The organism is Enterobacter sp. BWH64 (genome assembly GCF_001037645.1).
Lineage (GTDB): Bacteria > Pseudomonadota > Gammaproteobacteria > Enterobacterales > Enterobacteriaceae > Enterobacter > Enterobacter hormaechei_C.
This window is the reverse complement of sequence record NZ_KQ089922.1, coordinates 449140-470243: the sequence shown is the minus strand read 5'-3', so window position 1 is coordinate 470243 and position 21104 is coordinate 449140. Positions and strand designations below refer to the sequence as shown.

14 protein-coding genes, 1 rRNA gene and 1 riboswitch are annotated in these 21104 nt (G+C 56.3%); of the genes, 5 read left to right on the top strand and 10 right to left on the bottom strand.

Annotated elements, in window-relative coordinates:
• Window positions 1-29 precede the first annotated feature (29 nt).
• The 3 genes from SK50_RS02235 to btuB form a co-directional block, all read right to left on the bottom strand.
• Window positions 30-1571: ribosomal RNA gene (locus tag SK50_RS02235) — 16S ribosomal RNA — on the bottom strand.
• Window positions 1572-1957: 386 nt separating this feature from the next.
• Window positions 1958-2809, bottom strand: coding sequence for a glutamate racemase (gene murI / locus SK50_RS02230; protein ID WP_003862067.1), 852 nt, complete (start codon window positions 2807-2809; stop codon window positions 1958-1960).
• Window positions 2754-4604, bottom strand: coding sequence for a TonB-dependent vitamin B12 receptor BtuB (gene btuB / locus SK50_RS02225; protein ID WP_017694253.1), 1851 nt, complete (start codon window positions 4602-4604; stop codon window positions 2754-2756). Before btuB ends, murI begins: the two co-directional genes overlap by 56 nt.
• Before the next feature lie 65 nt (window positions 4605-4669).
• A riboswitch (cobalamin riboswitch) is annotated at window positions 4670-4846 on the bottom strand.
• Window positions 4847-4950: 104 nt separating this feature from the next.
• On the opposite strand from btuB, the gene trmA reads away from it, so the two are divergent.
• Window positions 4951-6051, top strand: a complete 1101-nt coding sequence (gene trmA, locus SK50_RS02220; RefSeq protein ID WP_003862063.1) for a tRNA (uridine(54)-C5)-methyltransferase TrmA — start codon at window positions 4951-4953, stop codon at window positions 6049-6051.
• Between the two features lie 80 nt (window positions 6052-6131).
• Here the strand turns inward: trmA and SK50_RS02215 are convergent, their stop codons facing one another.
• Together SK50_RS02215 and fabR are read right to left on the bottom strand one after the other, a co-directional pair.
• Entirely contained in the window at window positions 6132-6491 is a 360-nt protein-coding gene (locus SK50_RS02215) for a YijD family membrane protein (protein WP_017383113.1), read from the bottom strand.
• 9 nt (window positions 6492-6500) lie between these two features.
• A complete protein-coding gene (gene fabR, locus SK50_RS02210; RefSeq protein ID WP_003862059.1) occupies window positions 6501-7139 on the bottom strand; it encodes an HTH-type transcriptional repressor FabR in 639 nt (212 codons plus the stop codon).
• Between the two features lie 196 nt (window positions 7140-7335).
• Between fabR and sthA the strand changes: the two genes are divergently transcribed.
• On the top strand, window positions 7336-8736 hold the full coding sequence (gene sthA, locus SK50_RS02205) for a Si-specific NAD(P)(+) transhydrogenase (protein ID WP_003862057.1): 1401 nt from the start codon (window positions 7336-7338) through the stop codon (window positions 8734-8736).
• Here the strand turns inward: sthA and oxyR are convergent.
• From oxyR to argC, 4 genes are all read right to left on the bottom strand, one after another.
• On the bottom strand, window positions 8719-9636 hold the full coding sequence (gene oxyR / locus SK50_RS02200; protein ID WP_003862055.1) for a DNA-binding transcriptional regulator OxyR: 918 nt from the start codon (window positions 9634-9636) through the stop codon (window positions 8719-8721). The genes sthA and oxyR overlap by 18 nt on opposite strands.
• Before the next feature lie 315 nt (window positions 9637-9951).
• On the bottom strand, window positions 9952-11325 hold the full coding sequence (gene argH, locus SK50_RS02195; protein ID WP_045344677.1) for an argininosuccinate lyase: 1374 nt from the start codon (window positions 11323-11325) through the stop codon (window positions 9952-9954).
• 105 nt (window positions 11326-11430) lie between these two features.
• Complete coding sequence (gene argB, locus SK50_RS02190; RefSeq protein WP_101731551.1) at window positions 11431-12207, bottom strand: acetylglutamate kinase; 777 nt, start codon at window positions 12205-12207, stop codon at window positions 11431-11433.
• 6 nt (window positions 12208-12213) lie between these two features.
• On the bottom strand, window positions 12214-13218 hold the full coding sequence (argC, locus tag SK50_RS02185) for an N-acetyl-gamma-glutamyl-phosphate reductase (protein ID WP_045344675.1): 1005 nt from the start codon (window positions 13216-13218) through the stop codon (window positions 12214-12216).
• A gap of 88 nt (window positions 13219-13306) precedes the next feature.
• Between argC and argE the strand changes: the two genes are divergently transcribed.
• The 3 genes from argE to SK50_RS02165 all read left to right on the top strand — a co-directional run bounded on the left by argE (window position 13307) and on the right by SK50_RS02165 (window position 18691).
• Window positions 13307-14458 carry an acetylornithine deacetylase gene (argE, locus tag SK50_RS02180; protein WP_048229058.1) on the top strand — a complete coding sequence of 384 codons (1152 nt, stop codon included), beginning with the start codon at window positions 13307-13309 and terminating at the stop codon, window positions 14456-14458.
• 271 nt (window positions 14459-14729) lie between these two features.
• Window positions 14730-17381: a phosphoenolpyruvate carboxylase gene (ppc, locus tag SK50_RS02175; RefSeq protein ID WP_017383108.1), complete on the top strand. Its 2652-nt coding sequence runs from the start codon at window positions 14730-14732 to the stop codon at window positions 17379-17381.
• Between the two features lie 206 nt (window positions 17382-17587).
• A complete protein-coding gene (locus tag SK50_RS02165) occupies window positions 17588-18691 on the top strand; it encodes a bifunctional L-1,2-propanediol dehydrogenase/glycerol dehydrogenase (protein WP_045344674.1) in 1104 nt (367 codons plus the stop codon).
• Window positions 18692-18782: 91 nt separating this feature from the next.
• Here SK50_RS02165 and katG read toward each other — a convergent pair whose 3' ends face one another.
• On the bottom strand, window positions 18783-20963 hold the full coding sequence (gene katG / locus SK50_RS02160; RefSeq protein WP_045344673.1) for a catalase/peroxidase HPI: 2181 nt from the start codon (window positions 20961-20963) through the stop codon (window positions 18783-18785).
• Window positions 20964-21104 lie beyond the last annotated feature (141 nt).

Genomic DNA, 21104 nt, shown 5'->3' with positions numbered 1-21104 from the left:
TGAGCACTGCAAAGGCAGGTTCTTTAAGGTAAGGAGGTGATCCAACCGCAGGTTCCCCTACGGTTACCTTGTTACGACTTCACCCCAGTCATGAATCACAAAGTGGTAAGCGCCCTCCCGAAGGTTAAGCTACCTACTTCTTTTGCAACCCACTCCCATGGTGTGACGGGCGGTGTGTACAAGGCCCGGGAACGTATTCACCGTGGCATTCTGATCCACGATTACTAGCGATTCCGACTTCATGGAGTCGAGTTGCAGACTCCAATCCGGACTACGACGCACTTTATGAGGTCCGCTTGCTCTCGCGAGGTCGCTTCTCTTTGTATGCGCCATTGTAGCACGTGTGTAGCCCTACTCGTAAGGGCCATGATGACTTGACGTCATCCCCACCTTCCTCCAGTTTATCACTGGCAGTCTCCTTTGAGTTCCCGGCCTAACCGCTGGCAACAAAGGATAAGGGTTGCGCTCGTTGCGGGACTTAACCCAACATTTCACAACACGAGCTGACGACAGCCATGCAGCACCTGTCTCAGAGTTCCCGAAGGCACCAAAGCATCTCTGCTAAGTTCTCTGGATGTCAAGAGTAGGTAAGGTTCTTCGCGTTGCATCGAATTAAACCACATGCTCCACCGCTTGTGCGGGCCCCCGTCAATTCATTTGAGTTTTAACCTTGCGGCCGTACTCCCCAGGCGGTCGACTTAACGCGTTAGCTCCGGAAGCCACGCCTCAAGGGCACAACCTCCAAGTCGACATCGTTTACGGCGTGGACTACCAGGGTATCTAATCCTGTTTGCTCCCCACGCTTTCGCACCTGAGCGTCAGTCTTTGTCCAGGGGGCCGCCTTCGCCACCGGTATTCCTCCAGATCTCTACGCATTTCACCGCTACACCTGGAATTCTACCCCCCTCTACAAGACTCTAGCCTGCCAGTTTCGAATGCAGTTCCCAGGTTGAGCCCGGGGATTTCACATCCGACTTGACAGACCGCCTGCGTGCGCTTTACGCCCAGTAATTCCGATTAACGCTTGCACCCTCCGTATTACCGCGGCTGCTGGCACGGAGTTAGCCGGTGCTTCTTCTGCGGGTAACGTCAATCGACAAGGTTATTAACCTTATCGCCTTCCTCCCCGCTGAAAGTACTTTACAACCCGAAGGCCTTCTTCATACACGCGGCATGGCTGCATCAGGCTTGCGCCCATTGTGCAATATTCCCCACTGCTGCCTCCCGTAGGAGTCTGGACCGTGTCTCAGTTCCAGTGTGGCTGGTCATCCTCTCAGACCAGCTAGGGATCGTCGCCTAGGTGAGCCGTTACCCCACCTACTAGCTAATCCCATCTGGGCACATCCGATGGCAAGAGGCCCGAAGGTCCCCCTCTTTGGTCTTGCGACGTTATGCGGTATTAGCTACCGTTTCCAGTAGTTATCCCCCTCCATCAGGCAGTTTCCCAGACATTACTCACCCGTCCGCCACTCGTCAGCGAAGCAGCAAGCTGCTTCCTGTTACCGTTCGACTTGCATGTGTTAGGCCTGCCGCCAGCGTTCAATCTGAGCCATGATCAAACTCTTCAATTTAAAAGTTTGATGCTCAATGAATTAAACTTCGTAATGAATTACGTGTTCACTCGTTGAGACTTGGTATTCATTTAGTGTCCGAAGACATTAAGAATCCATGTCACTTTGAGTGCCCACACAGATTGTCTGATAAATTGTTAAAGAGCAGTTGCAACGCGGCTTTCAGCTCATCGTTGCGAGGTCCCGTATATTACGTTTTCCTCATTCAGAGTCAAGCAATTATTTTCACTTTTCTCTGTTGGTGTTCATCTCTGAACCCCGCTGTCCCGGCGGCTTGTAAGCCGTTGTTCCGTGTCAGTGGAGGCGCATTATAGGGAGTTCTCCGACGTTGACAACCCCTCTTTGAAAAAAAACATTCAACCGTCTCTTTTTTGCTCAAAACCGTGCTACAGCGCCAGTTTTTCGAGCGTTTCGAAGCCATAACGACGTAAAACGGGCAAAAGTTGTTCGGTTTCTTTTGTTATCGCCATACAGAAAGCGATGTTCGCATCCGCTGATTTCGCATCCGGCGCCTCGTGTTCCAGCAGCCAGGCCGTCCGACGCGCAATTGCAGCACCGGAATCCACCAGCCGGGTCCCTTCAGGCAGAACCTTTAACAGCTCTTCCTGTAATAGCGGGAAATGGGTGCAGCCGAGAACAACCGTATCCGGTGGTTCCTGCATCCGCAGCCATGGACGCAGAATACGGCGCAGCTCTTCAAGCGATACCGTCTCGCCGTGCAGTTTTGCTTCCGCCATTTCCACCAGCTCCGCGGAGCCGAGCATGGCGATCTGGCATTCATTGGCAAAGCGCTCTATAAGCTCACGCGTATAAGGACGTTTTACCGTACCGCGCGTAGCCAGCAACCCCACAATGCCGTTCGCCGTCAGACGCGCCGCAGGTTTAATTGCCGGAACAACGCCCACAACCGGGAACGGGAATTTTTCGCGCAGGGCAGGAAGAGAGACCGTGCTTGCCGTATTACAGGCAATGACCGCCAGCGCCAGGGGATAACGCTTTTGTACCGCGGTGACGATTTCAACCACACGTTCAACAATAAAGTCTTCACTCTTTTCCCCATACGGGAACGCGACGTTATCGAAGGCGTAGATGTAATGGAGATCCGGCAGGAGCTGCCGAATCTCATCATAGACCGACAGCCCACCGACGCCGGAATCAAACACCAGCACGGTGGGACGCGGATCAGAAGGTGTAGCTGCCAGACAAGGTGTATTCCCGTCCTGCAGTTTGGTAGCCATAAACTGTCTCGTAATCTTTATCGAACAGGTTGGCTATTTTACCACGAACTGTGAGATGAGAGGTGACAGGATATGAAACCGCGACGTCCCACAGGCTGACGCCGCCCATTTTCACGCGTTCTGTTGCATAGGTATTCGGATCAACGGCAACATCATAGCGAGTGCCCAGATAACGGTACGCCAGATTCCAGTCGAGATCCCACACCTGCCAGTCAAGCTGATACTTAACCTGTTGCTTTGAGCGACGAGCCAGGACTTCGTTAGTTTTCGCATTACGCGGGTCGACGTAGTCGTAAGAAATCTGATGCCCTACCGGGCCAGTGTCGAACTGGGCCGTCGCCTCGATTCCTTTAATACGGGCTTCATCGACGTTGTAATAACGGTAAGTCCGCGGGTCGCTATTAATGAGGTTATCGATATCATTACGATAGCCCGTCACACGCCAGTTTACCGGCCCCGTCAGACCTTCAAAGCCGCCTTCCCACTGCTTACTCTCTTCTGGCTTCAGATCCGGATTACCGTAATCTTTACTGTGGATCTGGCTCATGGTCGGTGCTTTATACGCTGTACCGTAAGAACCGATGATGCGATACCCCTCGATGAACTCCCATGCGGCGCTGGTCTGCCAGGTGGCGTGATTGCCAAAATTAGAGTTATCGTCATTACGCGCCGCCGCTTCCAGCGTCACGCTGTTGAACTGCTGCATCGCCGAAAGGAACACGCCGGTATTACGTTGTTCGTAACCTTTTTCCAGATAGCCCGTACCCGCCTGGGTTTTCTGCTTCTGCCAGTCCAGACCCGCGCCGATATTGCCGTGACCCACTTCAACCGTATTCAGCCACTGGGTGGTGTACTGCTTCACGTCATCCATGGTTGCGGAGTCAGCGTAGCGGCCTTTTTTCGGATCATAGTTCTGATCTTTGCTACGGCCATACCCTGCCACCAGCTGTGACTGGAAAATACCCTGGTTATAGCGCAACCCGGTGTCCCAGTTCTGGCTGTAAACCTGACGCGTGTCCGGCCGCCCATCAATGCCGGTCGCGCCATAGTGATCGTAACCGTCATACGCGGAGCGGTTATCGTAGCCAAAGCCACGGACGAATCCGCTGACGCTGTCGGTAAACTGCTGCTCCACCGAGCCAAACAGCGATTTACTCATAAAACCATCGCGGTCTGGCTGGCGCGGGGCATCTTTTGCGGCAATATCAAAACCACGGGTATAGGTATAATCACCGGCCATGGTGATTTTGGTTTTATCGAACACCTGCTGGAAGGCACCGTTATAGTTTTGATACCCCTTTGAACCGACACCCGCAGAAATTTCCGCACCCGGCTTGTCGCGCCCGGTAATGATGTTAATCACACCGCCAATCGCGTCGGAGCCATACAGCGCCGAACGTGGGCCGCGAATGTACTCAATACGCTGAATCAGCGACGTCGGAATTTGGCTTAAATCGGGAACGTTGCTGATCCCGGCATTATTCAGGGGGATACCATCAATCAGTACCAGAACATGGCGGGATTCTGTACCGCGAATAAACGTTGAAGAGGTTGACCCCATCCCGCCGCTTTGTGCGATGTCCACACCCGGCAGGCGTGACATGATTTCCACAACACTCGTTGCCTGCCAGCGTTCAATATCCTCACGGGTCACGACGGAGGTCGGAGCCAGAACGGTTTTTGCTGGTTGTTCGAAACGGTTTGCTGTCACCACCAACGAGTCGGCGCTTTCCTGCGCCCAGCCCGAAAATGCCGTGACGGAAAACGCCGTCAACAGCGATACTTTTTTAATCATTGTTAAAGCATCCACAATATAAGAAGGATGCCGCAGGCCTCATCGATAGCACGCGATGATGAAACCAAATGCGACGTGATCCCGGCAGGTCTTCGGGCTGGGTGGCGTTATACGGATGAAGACTTCCCATTTTCACAGTGTCTACAACTCTCATCCCGCCAGTCTTTACCGCTGCGCGTCAGCTCCAGATTTGCACTGGATTCCCTTTTCACTCTCAGGAGACCGGAAACAGAATGCTACAATTAGACACGTATAGATGTCCAGATAGCTATTAGCCATTAAATCTGGACATCCACTGCACAATCCCTACAATCCCCGCGTAATTCTTTATCACTCAGGACGCATCATGACCCCCGAACACCTCCCGACAGAACAGTACGACGCACAGCTGGCAGAAAAAGTTGTCCGCCTGCAAAGTATGATGACGCCTTTCAACGCGCCGGTTCCCGAGGTGTTTCGTTCTCCGGTCAGCCACTACCGTATGCGCGCTGAGTTCCGCATCTGGCACGATGGCGATGACCTGTACCACATCATTTTCGATCAGCAGACGAAATCCCGCATTCGCGTAGACAGTTTTCCGGCGGCGAGTGAGCTCATCAACCAGCTGATGACGCTAATGATCGACGGTGTACGCAATAATCCGGTGCTGCGCAACAAGCTGTTCCAGATTGACTACCTGACCACCCAAAGCAATCAGGCCATTGTTTCTCTGCTCTATCACAAAGCGCTGACCGACGAGTGGCGCGAGCAGGCAGAAGCCCTGCGCGATGCGCTGCGCGCGCAGAACATCAACGTGCACCTGATTGGCCGCGCGACCAAAACCAAAATCATGCTGGACCAGGATTACATCGACGAGCGTCTGCCGGTAGCAGGTAAAGAGATGGTTTACCGTCAGGTAGAGAACAGCTTCACCCAGCCGAACGCCGCCATGAACGTGCAGATGCTTGAATGGGCGCTGAAGGCGACAGAAGGGTCTAAGGGCGATCTGCTGGAGCTCTACTGCGGTAACGGCAACTTCTCGCTGGCGCTGGCGCGTAATTTCGAGCGCGTGCTGGCGACGGAAATCGCCAAACCGTCGGTGGCCGCCGCGCAGTACAACATCGCCGCTAACCATATTGATAACGTACAAATTATTCGTATGGCGGCAGAAGAATTTACCCAGGCGATGAACGGCGTACGCGAGTTTAACCGCCTGCAAGGGATTGATTTGAAGAGCTACCAGTGTGAGACAATTTTTGTCGATCCGCCGCGCAGTGGCCTGGACAGCGAAACCGAGAAGATGGTGCAGGCGTACCCGCGTATTTTGTACATCTCCTGTAACCCGGAGACGCTGTGCAAGAATCTGGAAACATTAAGCCAGACGCACAAGGTTGAACGTCTGGCGCTGTTCGATCAGTTCCCGTATACGCACCATATGGAGTGCGGCGTTTTACTTACCGCACGGTGATCTGTAGGCCGGATAAGCGTAGCGCCATCCGGCATTTTTTGGCAGATGGCGCTTCGCTTACCTGCCCTACAAATAATTAATTACTCCGGTAACTGGCTCTTGCGGCTACGCATGCGCGAGCCAATCCAGAACACCAGCGCCACAGACAGTACCGCAGGCAGGAAGTTAGAGCCAATATCCGGATACTCTGCGCGCACCACGGTGCTGTACAACAGTACACCCAGAATAAAACAGGCTGCGGCCAGTCCCGGTAACCCAACCGGCATGGTGCGGTTCAGATAACGTTGATGCAGGCAGTACACCGTCAGCACCAGCGCGATAATCGGGAAAATCGAGAACGGTACAATTGAGCTAAAAACCGCCGCAAACGTACCATTAATGGATAAGCCAGCGATCAATGCCAGCAACAGCGTTCCTTTATCCTGACCTGACTGTTTCATTACTCACCTTCACTCATCGTTTTGATGTGCCAACTTCTCTTGTTCACGGCGATACCAGTAGTACGCACCTTTAGAAATCATCCGCAGCTGCAATACCAGTCGCTCTTCGAGTTGCTTACGTTGTTCAATGCTGACATCCAGCGCTTCGGCACCCGCGCTGAAAACAATCGTCACCATCGCCTCGGCCTGTGCTTCAGTAAACGCACGCGGCATATGGTTTTCGAGTTCAAGATAGTCGGCAAGTTCCGCGATGAAATGCTGAATTTCACGCGCGACGGCGGCACGAAACGCGGCTGACGTTCCGGAACGCTCACGCAACAGCAGGCGAAACGCGTTAGGGTTATTGCCGATAAATTCCATAAATGTCGACACGGAGGTGCGGATCACGCTGCCGCCTTTGGCGATACGCTGACGCGCCTGACGCATAAGCTGGCGCAGCATCAAACCGCTCTCGTCGACCATGGTCAGGCCCAGTTCATCCACATCACGGAAATGACGATAGAAGGACGTTGGCGCAATCCCGGCCTCGCGCGCCACTTCACGCAGGCTCAAACTGGCAAAACTCCGCTCAGCACTCAGTTGACTGAATGCGGCTTCCACCAGCGAACGCCGGGTTTTCTCTTTTTGTTGTGCTCTTACGCCCATCACGATAGTTGAATCCTTCCAAAGGCCCGTTGGCACTATACCAGAGAATAAAATTAATCTGTTTACCTGGCTTTGTGAATGATTGTTTACGGGCGGTTTGTGCTCCACTGCCCGAAAAAAGCACAACGATAATTGGGTTACCCTGGCAATGATGTTATGATTCTGTTGCTTTTATGTATAAGAATAGGTAAGCCTTGCCATGCCACATTCCTACGATTACGACGCAATAGTTATTGGTTCCGGCCCCGGCGGCGAAGGTGCTGCTATGGGTCTGGTAAAACAGGGAGCCAGAGTAGCGGTTATTGAGCGCTACCATAACGTCGGCGGCGGTTGCACCCACTGGGGCACCATCCCTTCGAAAGCCCTCCGCCACGCCGTTAGCCGCATTATCGAATTTAACCAGAACCCTCTTTACAGCGACCACTCCCGACTTCTTCGCTCCTCCTTTGCCGATATCCTGAATCACGCAGACACGGTCATTAACCAGCAGACGCGCATGCGTCAGGGTTTCTATGAGCGCAACCACTGTGAAATTCTGCAAGGGAACGCGCATTTTGTGGATGAACACACCCTGGCGCTGGAGTGCCACGACGGTTCGGTTGAGACGCTCACCGCTGAAAAATTTGTGATCGCCTGCGGTTCCCGTCCTTACCATCCGGCAGACGTGGATTTCTCGCACCCGCGCATTTACGACAGCGACTCCATCCTCAGCCTGCACCACGAGCCACGCCATGTGATCATCTACGGCGCGGGCGTGATTGGCTGTGAATATGCGTCGATCTTCCGGGGAATGGAGGTCAAAGTTGATCTGATCAACACCCGCGACCGGCTGCTGGCGTTCCTCGATCAGGAGATGTCAGATTCCCTCTCCTACCACTTCTGGAACAGCGGCGTGGTGATTCGCCACAACGAAGAGTACGAGAAAATCGAAGGCTGCGACGACGGTGTGATCATGCACCTGAAATCCGGTAAGAAGCTGAAGGCGGACTGCCTGCTGTACGCCAACGGCCGTACCGGCAACACGGATTCATTGCAGCTGGAGAATATCGGGCTTGAAACCGACAGCCGCGGTCAGCTCAAGGTCAACAGCATGTACCAGACTGCGCTGCCGCACGTTTACGCGGTGGGCGACGTGATTGGTTACCCAAGCCTGGCCTCCGCCGCTTACGATCAGGGCCGCATCGCCGCACAGGCGCTGGTGAAAGGTGAAGCGACGGCGCATCTGATTGAAGATATCCCGACGGGCATCTACACCATTCCGGAAATCAGTTCTGTCGGCAAAACCGAGCAGCAGCTGACGGCCATGAAGGTGCCTTACGAGGTGGGTCGTGCCCAGTTTAAACATCTGGCGCGGGCGCAAATCGTGGGGATGAGCGTAGGTACGCTTAAGATCCTGTTCCATCGCGAGACGAAAGAGATCCTCGGTATTCACTGCTTCGGTGAACGCGCGGCGGAAATCATTCATATCGGCCAGGCGATCATGGAGCAAAAAGGTGGTGGCAACACCATTGAGTACTTCGTTAACACCACCTTTAACTACCCGACCATGGCGGAAGCCTATCGGGTAGCTGCGCTAAACGGCTTAAACCGCCTGTTTTAACGCGCTGTCGAAATGGCCATCCATCGCACCCCGGATGGCCTCTGCCAGCTGCTCATAGCGGCTGCGCAGCGGTGACCCCGGACGATAAACCAGACCAATGGTGCGACGCGGCTCCGGCTTAATACACGGCAGATAGACCACGCCATCACGTTTACGCTCGTGCGGCACCGCCAGCGCAGGCAGCAGCGTAATACCGCTTCCCGCCGCCACCATATTACGCAGCGTTTCCAGGCTGGTTGCGCGGAAATGGGTATCTTCATCGGCACCCGCTTCGAAGCAGAAGCCCATCGCCTGATCGCGCAGACAGTGGCCGTCTTCCAGCATCAGCAGTTTCTCACCGGCCAGATCGGCCATCGGCACGCGATCGCGGTTCGCCCACGGGTGATCTTCATAGATCGCCAGCATCATCGGCTCATCGAACAGCGGTACTTCAATAAACGCTTCACTCTCTTTGACCAGCGCCAGGATCGCGCAGTCGAGCTTGCCGCTGTCTAACTGCGCCAGCAGCTGATGGGTTTGCGCTTCATGCAGGTACATTTCGAGTTTCGGGAACGTCTGGTGCAGCATCGGAATGATTTGCGGCAACAGGTACGGGCCAACGGTTGGGATCAGGCCAATATGCAGCGGGCCGGACATCGCTTCCCCCTGCTGGCTTGCCATTTCCTTGAGCACTTTGACCTCGCGCAGTACGGTGCGCGCCTGATCCACCAGCAGCAGACCTGCCTGCGTGAACAGTACCTTACGACTGGTGCGCTCCAGCAGCATCACGCCCAGCTCATCTTCCAGCTTGCGGATCTGACCGCTCAGCGTGGGCTGGCTGACGTGGCAGGAGTCTGCCGCGCGGCGAAAATGGCGATGCTCAGCTAACGCTACCAGGTATTCAAGATCACGAATATTCATTATTCATCCTCCGTCGCCACGATAGTTCATGGCGATAGATAGCATAGCAACGAACGATTATCCCTATCAAGCATTCTGTTGAATAATACATCACATAGACGAGGCGGCACGTGTTTGACCCTTGACGTCCCCGCACCGTCAGCGAGTTTCTCTCAAAACTCGAAAAACTAAAGCCAACGTGAACTTTTGCGGACCCCGTGGTCCGCTTTTTTTTGCGTAAAAAAAAGCCCAGCACTAAGCCAGGCTCCGTTTTTCTCCCTCTCCCTGTGGGAGAGGGCCGGGGTGAGGGCACCAGCCCGCACTATTCAAACCAATTCAAACCAACCGGTTTTTCGCATCCGCAATCGCCTGCGCTACCTGCTTCGGCGACACGCCGCCTTTCGCTGCACGCTTATCCAGGCAGGATTGCAGGGCCAGAATCGGGTAGACATCCTCCCCGATAACCGCGCTGAATTTTTGCAGGTCGGCAAGCGCCAGCTCTTCAAGGGCTTTACCCTGACGAATCGCTTCCACCACCGCTTCACCCACAATATGGTGCGCCTCGCGGAACGGTACGCCTTTCGCCACCAGGTAGTCCGCCAGCTCGGTAGAGTTAGCATACCCCTGCTGCGCCGCTTCCTGGCAGCGCGGACGTTTCACCTGAATGCCGTCCAGCACCAGCGCGCCCATATGCAGACAGTCCAGCCAGGTGTCGAGCGCGTCGAACAGCCCCTCTTTGTCTTCCTGCATGTCTTTGTTGTATGCCAGCGGCAGCCCTTTCAGGGTCATCATCATACCGGTCAGCGCGCCCTGCACACGGCCACACTTACCGCGGATCAGCTCCAGCGCATCCGGGTTTTTCTTCTGCGGCATCAGGGAGGAGCCGGACGTCACGCGGTCGGACAGCTCCACAAACCCGGCTTCGCCAGAGTTAAAGAAGATCAGGTCTTCGGCAAAGCGCGACAGGTGCACCATCCCGATAGAGGCATTCGAGAGCAGCTCCAGCACGTGGTCACGGTCAGAGACGCTGTCCAGGCTGTTGCGGGTGGCGGAGGCAAAGCCCAGCCAGCCTGCCAGCTGCTCACGGTCGATTTCATACGCCGTACCAGCCAGCGCGCCGCTGCCCAGCGGGCTGACGTCCAGACGCTTTAAGGTATCCTGTAAACGGCTCTCATCACGCGCCAGCATCTCAACGTAGGCCAGACACCAGTGCGCGAACGTCACTGGTTGCGCGCGTTGCAGGTGGGTATAACCCGGCATCACCGCATCCTGATTGCGCTGCGCGGTGTCCACCAGCGCGCTCTGCAACTGACGATTCGCCGCCAGCAGTTCGCCGACGGTCTCTTTGCACCACAGCTTCAGGTCGGTCGCCACCTGGTCATTACGGCTACGCCCGGTATGGAGCTTTTTACCCAACTGGCCGACTTTGTCGATCAGTTTGCCTTCCACCCAGCTGTGAATATCTTCGGCATCGCTCTGGAGGATTTGCTCCGGATCCAGACGCACCTCTTCCAGCAGGTTGTTCAGCGCCTCTTCCAGCTGCTGCTGTTCGTCTGCGGTCAGCACGCCAACGGTCACCAGCGCTTTGGACCAGGCCACAGAGCCGACAATATCCTGTTCGGCCAGGCGGTAGTCGAAGCGCAAAGAGTCGTTGAACTGTTTGAACCGCTGATCCGCTGCCTGTGTAAAACGCCCACCCCAAAGTGCCATAACGAATTTCCTTAATGATGATATTTTTGCCCGGTGGCGCTGCGCTTACCGGGCCTACAAAATTCACGTAGGCCGGATAAGCGAAGCGCCATCCGGCACAGAATCTTAAGCCAGAATACGCGTGCCAATCGGCGTGCCGTTAAACAGCGCCGGAAGCTGCTCTGCGTGACGCCAGGAGGCGATATCCACCGGGCGGCCCAGCGTGCGGGCCGCATCCAGCGCGGCGTTAACTTTAACGATCATGCCATCGGTGATAATGCCCTGATCGATCAGCTGCTCGGCTTTTGCGGCGGACATTTCCGCAATGCGCTGGCCTTTGCCGTCCAGAATGCCGCTCACGTCGGAGAGCAGGATCAGGTCTGCGCCCAGCGTTGCCGCCAGCGCCGTCGCCGCCTGGTCCGCATTGACGTTCATCAGTTCGCCCTCTTCGGTCACGCCGATTGAGCTCACCACCGGCAGGAAACCGCCTTCCAGTAGGGTGTTAATCAGCTCAGGCGAACCTGGCTGCGCCAGTCCAACATGGCCAAGCTCTTCGTCGAGCTGGGTCACTTTTACGCTATCTCCATCGCCCAGACAGAGGCCAACGGAGGCGATATGGTGTTTCTTCGCCCACGCCAGCAGCGTTTTGTTCGCCGTTCCCGCCAGCGCGCCGGTAATGATGTCAATCTGATCCGCTGGCGTCACGCGCAGGCCATTTTTCTTTTTCACCGGCAGGTTGAGCCCTTTCATCAGCTCATCCACCACGCAGCCGCCGCCGTGCACAATCACCAGCGGACGTTGGTGTGATTCGCGATAGTTCACCAGTGCGGTAAACAGGCGCTCCAGCGCTTCTTCGCTGTCCAGCAGTACACCACCGAGTTTGATAATTAATGGATTCATCATCACACCTTAAATAAGAGCCTGCGTTTCAGGGAAGCCGAAACGAATATTTGCACACTGCATTGCCTGTGCGGCAGCGCCTTTGAGTAAGTTATCTTCTGCGGCGACCACAATCAGATGCTCGCCCTGCACGGCAAAGCCGATGTCGCAGAACGGCAGGCCAACCACGTTTTTCAACGCCGGCACGCCTTTGTCATACAGGCGCACCAGCGGTTTATCCGCATACGCCTGCGTGAAGACCTCGCTCACCTGTTCTTTGGTCACACCCGGCTTCAGGCGGCAGGTAATGGTTTCGAGGATCCCACGCGGGAAGCTGCCGAGGTGCGGGGTGAAAATCACGTCCGCGCCCAGATGGGTGGTGATTTCAGGGTGATGGCGGTGATTAAACACGCCATACGGCTGAAGGCTCACTTCGCAGAAGCTGTTGGAGATCGCCGCTTTGCGCCCGGCGCCGCTCACGCCACTGGTGGCGTTGATCACCGGCCACTGGTTCAGATCCAGCAAACCGGCGTCGATCAGTGGCTTCAGGGAAAGCTGCGCCGCCGTCGGATAGCAGCCCGGCACGGCAATCAGGTTCGCTTCTTTCAGTTTGTCAGCGCTCCACTCCGCCAGGCCATACACCGCTTTTTCGAGCAGATCCGGGTGCTGATGGGTGAAACCGTAATATTTTTCGTAGAACGCGCTGTCGTTAACGCGAAACGCGCCGGAGAGATCAAAGACCACGCAGCCGGCCGCTAAAAATTGCGGTGCCAGGTCGTGGCTAACTTCATGCGCCGTGGCTAAAAACACAACGTCAACGCCGTCGGTGAACTCGCTGATGTCAGACATGGGCTGCAAAGGCAAATCAACCACGCCCTTAAGCTGTGGATGCAAATCGGAAATTAACTTTCCGGCATCATTGCTTTGCGCTGACACGGTCAAAGCGGTTATGGTCATATGAGGGTGGCGATTTACGTAGCTTACAAGCTCTGCGCCCGCATAACCGCTAGCGCCTACAATCAGCGTATTCAACATCGGGTTCCTTTACGCTCAACGATAATGTATTTTTATTCACATTTATTGCATGAATATTGATACTATCACGACCTAAGGTGTGTCAACAATGAAAATGAACTTACCGCCATTTATCGAGATTTACCGCGCCCTGATTGCCACACCCTCCATCAGCGCGACGGAAGAAGCCCTGGATCAGAGCAATGAGTCTTTAATCAATCTGCTGGCGGGTTGGTTTAGCGATCTTGGGTTTAACGTTGAGGTTCAGCCCGTCCCCGGAACACGCCACAAATTTAACCTGCTCGCCAGTACCGGACATGGCGCGGGCGGCCTGCTGCTGGCTGGCCACACTGACACCGTGCCGTTTGATGATGGCCGCTGGACGCGCGATCCGTTCACGCTGACCGAACATGACAACAAACTCTACGGTTTGGGCACCGCCGACATGAAAGGCTTTTTCGCCTTTATCCTCGACGCGCTGCGTGACGTGGACGTGACAACCCTGAAAAAGCCGCTCTACATTCTGGCGACCGCCGATGAAGAGACCAGCATGGCGGGCGCACGTTATTTCTCTGAAAATACATCGATTCGTCCTGACTGCGCGATCATCGGCGAACCGACCTCTCTGCAACCGATTCGGGCGCACAAAGGCCATATTTCTACCGCGGTGCGCGTGCTCGGACAGTCCGGCCACTCCAGCGATCCGGCGCGCGGCGTGAACGCCATCGAGCTGATGCATGACGCGATTGGCCGCATCATGACCCTGCGCGACGATCTGAAAGAGCGCTATCACTACGAGGCGTTCACCGTGCCGTATCCGACGCTAAACCTCGGCAGCCTGCACGGCGGTGATGCGTCCAACCGTATCTGCGCCTGCTGCGAACTGCATATGGATATCCGTCCTCTGCCGGGCATGACGCTGAGCGATCTGGATGGCTTACTGAACGAAGCGCTGGCACCGGTCAGCGAGCGCTGGCCGGGCCGTCTGACGGTCTCCGAACTGCATCCGCCGATTCCAGGCTACGAATGTCCGCCTGACCATCAGCTGGTTCAGGTGGTGGAAAAACTGCTCGGCGAGAAAACCGACGTGGTGAACTACTGCACCGAAGCGCCGTTTATTCAGACGCTGTGCCCGACGCTGGTTCTGGGCCCTGGCTCCATCAACCAGGCCCACCAGCCGGACGAATATCTCGAAACCCGCTTCATCAAGCCCACTCGCGAACTCATTACCCAAATTGTGCATCACTTCTGCTGGCATTAAAAACGCACCGAACAGTCCCCTCTCCCTGTGGGAGAGGGTTAGGGTGAGGGCAACAAATCGCATGATCTTCGTCACATTCCCATAAGCATCTCTTATCTGACGCAATACGAATTAAATTTCGTAAATTGCCCACATTTATTCGTTTGCTGAACCGTTTTCGCAGCAATTGACGACGGGGGTTTTACGTGGCTTTATAAAGGGAGATGACAAAATAATGTCCAGAAGATTTTCGCATGGGCATAAACAAAAATGATGGGGTGACTGGGTTTTTATGAACGAACAATATTCCGCGTTGCGTAGTAATGTCAGTATGCTCGGCAAAGTGCTTGGAGATACCATCAAAGACGCACTGGGGGAGAACATCCTCGACCGCGTTGAAACCATCCGCAAGCTGTCCAAATCTTCCCGCGCCGGTAACGAGGCCAATCGTCAGGAGCTGCTCACCACCTTGCAGAACCTCTCTAACGATGAGCTGCTGCCCGTTGCCCGCGCCTTCAGCCAGTTCCTGAACCTGGCAAACACCGCTGAGCAATACCACAGCATTTCGCCAAAAGGCGAAGCGGCCAGCAACCCGGAAGTCATTGCCCGCACCCTTCGTAAACTCAAAGACCAGCCCGACCTCAACGAAGCGACCATCAAAAAAGCGGTGGAATCCCTTTCGCTGGAGCTGGTGCTGACCGCACACCCAACCGAAATCACCCGTCGTACGCTGATCCACAAAATGGTGGAAGTGAACAACTGTCTGAAGCAACTGGATAACAAAGACATTGCCGACTACGAACGTAACCAGCTTATGCGCCGTCTGCGCCAGCTGATTGCCCAGTCCTGGCACACGGATGAAATTCGTAAGCATCGCCCAAGCCCGGTCGACGAAGCCAAATGGGGCTTTGCGGTGGTGGAAAACAGCCTGTGGGAAGGGGTCCCCAACTACCTGCGCGAGCTGAACGAACAGCTTGAAGAGAACCTGGGCTACCGCCTGCCGGTCGACTTTGTGCCGGTTCGCTTCACCTCCTGGATGGGCGGCGACCGCGACGGCAACCCGAACGTGACGGCGGAAATCACCCGTCACGTCCTGCTGCTGAGCCGCTGGAAAGCGACCGACCTGTTCCTGAAAGATATTCAGGTGCTGATCTCCGAGCTGTCGATGGTGGAAGCGACGCCGGAACTGCGCGCGCTGGCCGGTGAAGAAGGCGCCAGCGAACCGTACCGTTTCCTGATGAAAAAACTGCGCGGTCAGCTGATGGCCACTCAGGCCTGGCTGGAAGCGCGTCTGAAAGGCCAGCGCCTGCCGAAGCCGGAAGGTCTGCTGAGCCAGAACGAACAGCTCTGGGAGCCTCTTTACGCCTGCTATAAATCGCTCCAGGCCTGTGGGATGGGCATCATTGCCAACGGCGAACTGCTCGACACCCTGCGCCGCGTGAAGTGTTTCGGCGTGCCGCTGGTGCGTATCGACGTTCGTCAGGAAAGTACCCGTCATACCGAAGCACTGGGCGAGCTGACCCGCTACCTCGGCATCGGCGACTATGAAAGCTGGTCAGAAGCCGACAAACAGGCGTTCCTGATCCGCGAGCTGAACTCCAAGCGCCCGCTGCTGCCGCGCAACTGGGAGCCAAGCAACGACACCCGCGAAGTACTCAACACCTGTAAAGCGATCGTGGATGCGCCGAAAGGATCGGTGGCCGCCTATGTGATCTCCATGGCGAAGACCCCGTCCGACGTGCTGGGCGTTCACCTTCTGCTGAAAGAAGCGGGCATTGACTATGCTCTGCCAGTGGCCCCGCTGTTTGAGACCCTCGACGACCTGAACAACGCTAACGACGTGATGACCCAGTTGCTGAACATCGACTGGTATCGCGGCTTTATTCAGGGCAAACAGATGGTGATGATTGGCTATTCCGACTCCGCGAAAGATGCGGGCGTGATGGCAGCCTCCTGGGCGCAGTATCAGGCGCAGGATGCGCTAATCAAAACCTGCGAAAAAGCCGGTATTGAACTGACCCTGTTCCACGGACGCGGCGGCTCCATTGGTCGTGGCGGTGCGCCTGCACACGCAGCGCTGCTCTCTCAACCACCAGGAAGCCTGAAAGGCGGCCTGCGCGTGACCGAGCAGGGCGAGATGATCCGCTTCAAGTACGGCCTGCCGGAAGTGACCATCAGCAGCCTGTCGCTCTATACCAGTGCGATCCTGGAAGCCAACCTGCTGCCGCCGCCGGAGCCAAAAGAGTCCTGGTGCCGGATTATGGACGAGCTGTCTGACATCTCCTGCGACCTCTATCGCGGCTACGTGCGTGAAAACAAAGACTTTGTGCCTTACTTCCGCTCAGCCACGCCTGAGCAGGAGCTGGGTAAACTGCCTCTGGGTTCGCGCCCGGCCAAGCGTCGCCCGACCGGCGGCGTTGAATCCCTGCGCGCCATTCCGTGGATCTTCGCCTGGACGCAAAACCGTCTGATGCTGCCGGCCTGGCTGGGTGCCGGTGCGGCGCTGCAAAAAGTGGTGGAAGACGGAAAGCAGAGCGAACTGGAAACCATGTGCCGCGACTGGCCATTCTTCTCTACCCGTCTGGGCATGCTGGAGATGGTCTTCTCGAAAGCCGACCTGTGGCTGGCGGAATACTACGATCAGCGTCTGGTGAAACCAGAGCTGTGGGCGCTGGGTAAAGAGCTGCGCGAGCTGCTTGAAGGCGATATTAAAGTGGTGCTGGATATCGCTAATGACTCCCACCTGATGGAAGACCTGCCGTGGATCGCCGAGTCTATCCAGCTGCGTAACATCTACACCGACCCGCTGAACGTTTTACAGGCTGAACTGCTGCACCGTTCGCGTCTGGCGGAGGAGGAAGGTAAAGAGCCGGATCCGCGCGTTGAACAGGCGCTGATGGTAACGATAGCAGGCGTTGCGGCAGGTATGCGCAACACCGGTTAATGCTCAGTGCCCGGCAGCGCTACGCTTGCCGGGCACTTCTCGATCTTCCCCCTTCCCTGATCTCCTCCTCAATCTTTGCCACCGGTAAGGCAATCACGTTTCCCTTAGACGTAGCGCAACAAATGACCGGCACGCCGGGAGTAGAGTCACTCTTAGTGCAGTTCGAACAGGACAGAATTTACCTCAAACACTAAGGGAGTAATGTTATGGACCGTGTCATTCAATCCCCGGGAAAATACATCCAGGGCGCAGATGTTCTCACTCGCCTCGGCGACTACCTGAAGCCGCTGGCAAATCGCTGGCTGGTGGTGGGCGATAAATTTGTGCTGGGTTTTGCTGAAGAAACCCTGCGCCAGAGTTTTAAAAAAGCCGGACTCCATGCCGAAATTGCACCATTTGGTGGCGAATGTTCGCAAAATGAAATCGATCGCCTGAAAAAGCTGGCCGACAGCACTGACTGTCTGGCGGTGCTGGGTATCGGCGGCGGAAAAACGCTGGATACTGCCAAAGCGCTGGCCCACTTTATGGACGTGCCGGTGGCCATTGCCCCGACCATTGCCTCCACCGATGCGCCGTGCAGCGCCCTTTCCGTGATTTATACCGACAGCGGCGAGTTCGATCGCTACCTGATGCTGCCGCACAACCCGAACATGGTGATTGTCGATACCAAAGTGGTGGCAGGCGCACCTGCACGCCTGCTGGCCGCCGGGATTGGCGATGCCCTCGCAACCTGGTTTGAAGCGCGTGCCTGCTCACGTAGCGGCGCGACGACCATGGCGGGCGGCAAGTGCACGCAGGCAGCGTTAGCGCTGGCAGAGCTGTGCTACAACACGCTGGTTGAAGAGTGCGAGAAAGCGATGCTGGCGGCGGAACAGCACGTGGTCACACCGGCGCTGGAACGCATTATCGAAGCCAACACCTATCTCAGCGGCGTGGGCTTTGAAAGCGGCGGGCTGGCGGCGGCGCATGCCATTCACAACGGCATGACGGCGGTGCCGGATGCGCATCATTTCTACCATGGTGAAAAGGTCGCGTTCGGCACGCTGACGCAACTGGTACTGGAGAACGCGCCGGTTGAAGAAATTGAGACCGTCGCCGCGCTTTGCCACAGTGTTGGGCTGCCGATCACGCTGGCGCAGCTGAATATCAAAGAGGATATTCCGGCCAAAATGCGGCTGATCGCGGAGGCGTCCTGTGCCGAAGGGGAAACCATTCACAACATGCCTGGCGGCGTAACGCCGGATCAGGTCTATGCGGCGCTGCTGGTGGCGGACCAGTACGGACAGCGTTTCCTTCAGGAGTGGGAGTAATAAAAAAGCCGGGTGGCGCTGCGCTTACCCGGCCTACATGGCACTTTAATTTGTAGGCCGGGTAAGGCGTAGCCGCCACCCGGCACAATGGCTACTTCACGTCAAACCGGTCCAAATCCATCACTCGTGCCCATGCGGCAACAAAATTACGAACGAACTTCTCGTGTGCATCACTGCTGGCGTAAACTTCGGCCAGCGCACGCAGGACGGCGTTTGAACCGAAGACCAGATCGGCGCGGGTCGCGGTGTATTTCACTTCCCCGCTGGCGCGATCGCTACCGGCAAACAGCTCGTTTGAGTCGTCGGTCGCCTTCCACTGGGTGTTCATATCCAGCAGATTAACGAAGAAGTCGTTGCTCAGCACGCCCTCGCGGTTGGTAAACACGCCATTCTTGCTGCCATCGAAGTTTGCACCCAGTACGCGCAAACCGCCGATCAACACCGTCAGTTCCGGCGCAGTCAGGGTCAGCTGCTGGGCTTTGTCGATCAGCAGCGACTCCGTGGTGGATACATCCACCTGCGCACGGTAGTTGCGGAAACCGTCAGCAACCGGTTCGAGCAGGTTAAACATCTCGATGTCCGTCTGGTCCTGACGCGCATCCACGCGGCCCGGGGTGAACGGTACGTTGACGTAAACGCCCGCGGCTTTCGCCGCCTGCTCAACGCCCACAACACCCGCCAGCACGATGATATCGGCCAGTGAGGCTTTATTAGTGGTGCGCTGGATGGCTTCCAGAGCCGGTAACGCCCGCACCGCCGCGGCGTTCACATCCCAGTCGCGCTGAGGCGCCAGCGCCAGACGCGCGCCGTTAGCGCCGCCACGCTTGTCGCCGCCGCGGAAGGTCGATGCCGACGCCCAGGCCACGGAAACCAGCTCGCTCACGGAGAGACCAGAGGCCGCGATTTCCGCTTTCAGGCTTTCAATATCTTCCTGCGTCGGATGGAACACCGGTTGAGGCAGCGGATCCTGCCAAATCAGATCTTCTTTCGGCACTTCCGGGCCGATGTAACGCGCTTTTGGCCCCATATCGCGGTGGGTCAGCTTGAACCAGGCACGCGCGAAGGCTTCATTGAAGGCCTGCGGATCGTTCAGGAAGCGGCGGGAAATTTTCTCGAATTCCGGGTCAAAACGCAGCGTCAGATCGGTGACCAGCATGGTTGGCTTGCGTTTTTTCGACGGGTCGAACGGGTCAGGCATAATTTCCGGCGCATCCACGGCTTCGAACTGAATGGCGCCCGCCGGGCTACGCGTCTGCACCCATTCGTATTTGAACAGGTTCTCGAAGAAGTAATTGCTCCACTGGGTCGGGGTTTGAGACCAGATAACTTCCAGCCCGGAGGTGATGGCGTCAGCGCCAATACCGGTGCCGTGCGTGCTGGCCCAGCCCAGGCCCTGCGCTTCAATCGGCGACGCTTCCGGGTCAGTGCCCACGTGCGTGGCTTCACCTGCGCCGTGCGTTTTACCGAGCGTATGGCCGCCCGCAATCAGCGCGACGGTCTCTTCGTCATTCATGCCCATGTTGCCAAAGGTAGCGCGGATCGCCGCCGCCGCAGACAGCGGTTCACCGCTGGCGTTTGGCCCTTCCGGGTTCACATAAATCAGACCCATTTCGGTGGCCGCCAGCGGGCGCTTCGCCAGCGCTTCCGGGTCACGGTGGGTCAGCCAGGCTTTTTCATCGCCCCAGTTCACGTCCAGATCCGGTTCCCAGACGTCTTCACGCCCGGCACCGAAACCAAAGGTGCGGAAGCCGGAGTTCTCCAGCGCCACGTTACCCGCGAGGATAAAGAGGTCAGCCCAGGAGATTTTTTGTCCGTATTTTTGCTTAATTGGCCACAGCAGGCGGCGAGCCTTATCCAGGCTGACGTTATCCGGCCAGGAGTTCAGCGGTGCAAAGCGTTGCTGACCGCGTCCGGCGCCGCCGCGACCGTCAACGGAGCGATAGGTACCCGCACCGTGCCAGGCCATACGGATAAACAGGCCCGCATAGCTGCCCCAGTCGGCAGGCCACCACGGTTGTGAGTCGGTTAACAGTGCTTTGAGATCGCCCTTAAGGGCGGAATAGTCGAGCTTGCTGAATTCTTTGCGGTAGTCGAAGTCTTCACCCAGAGGGTTAGAACGGCTGGAGTGTTGATTAAGTAGATCGATGCGAAGTTGTTTAGGCCACCATTCTTTGCTGCCGGTACCTGCACCCGCGCTATGATCGACGCCGCCCTGGTGGAACGGACATTTGCCGGCGGATGCCGCGTTATTGGTCTCGTCTGACATGCTCATCGCTATGCTCCCTTTACAGTGTTACCGTTACGATATACACCACTAGCGATAAGAGATAGTTGAATTAATCCACAGATTCGATAGCTAATACCTTTTAACTCTCTGCTCGATTAAAAAACCCTCATTTTATGAGGGTTTTTT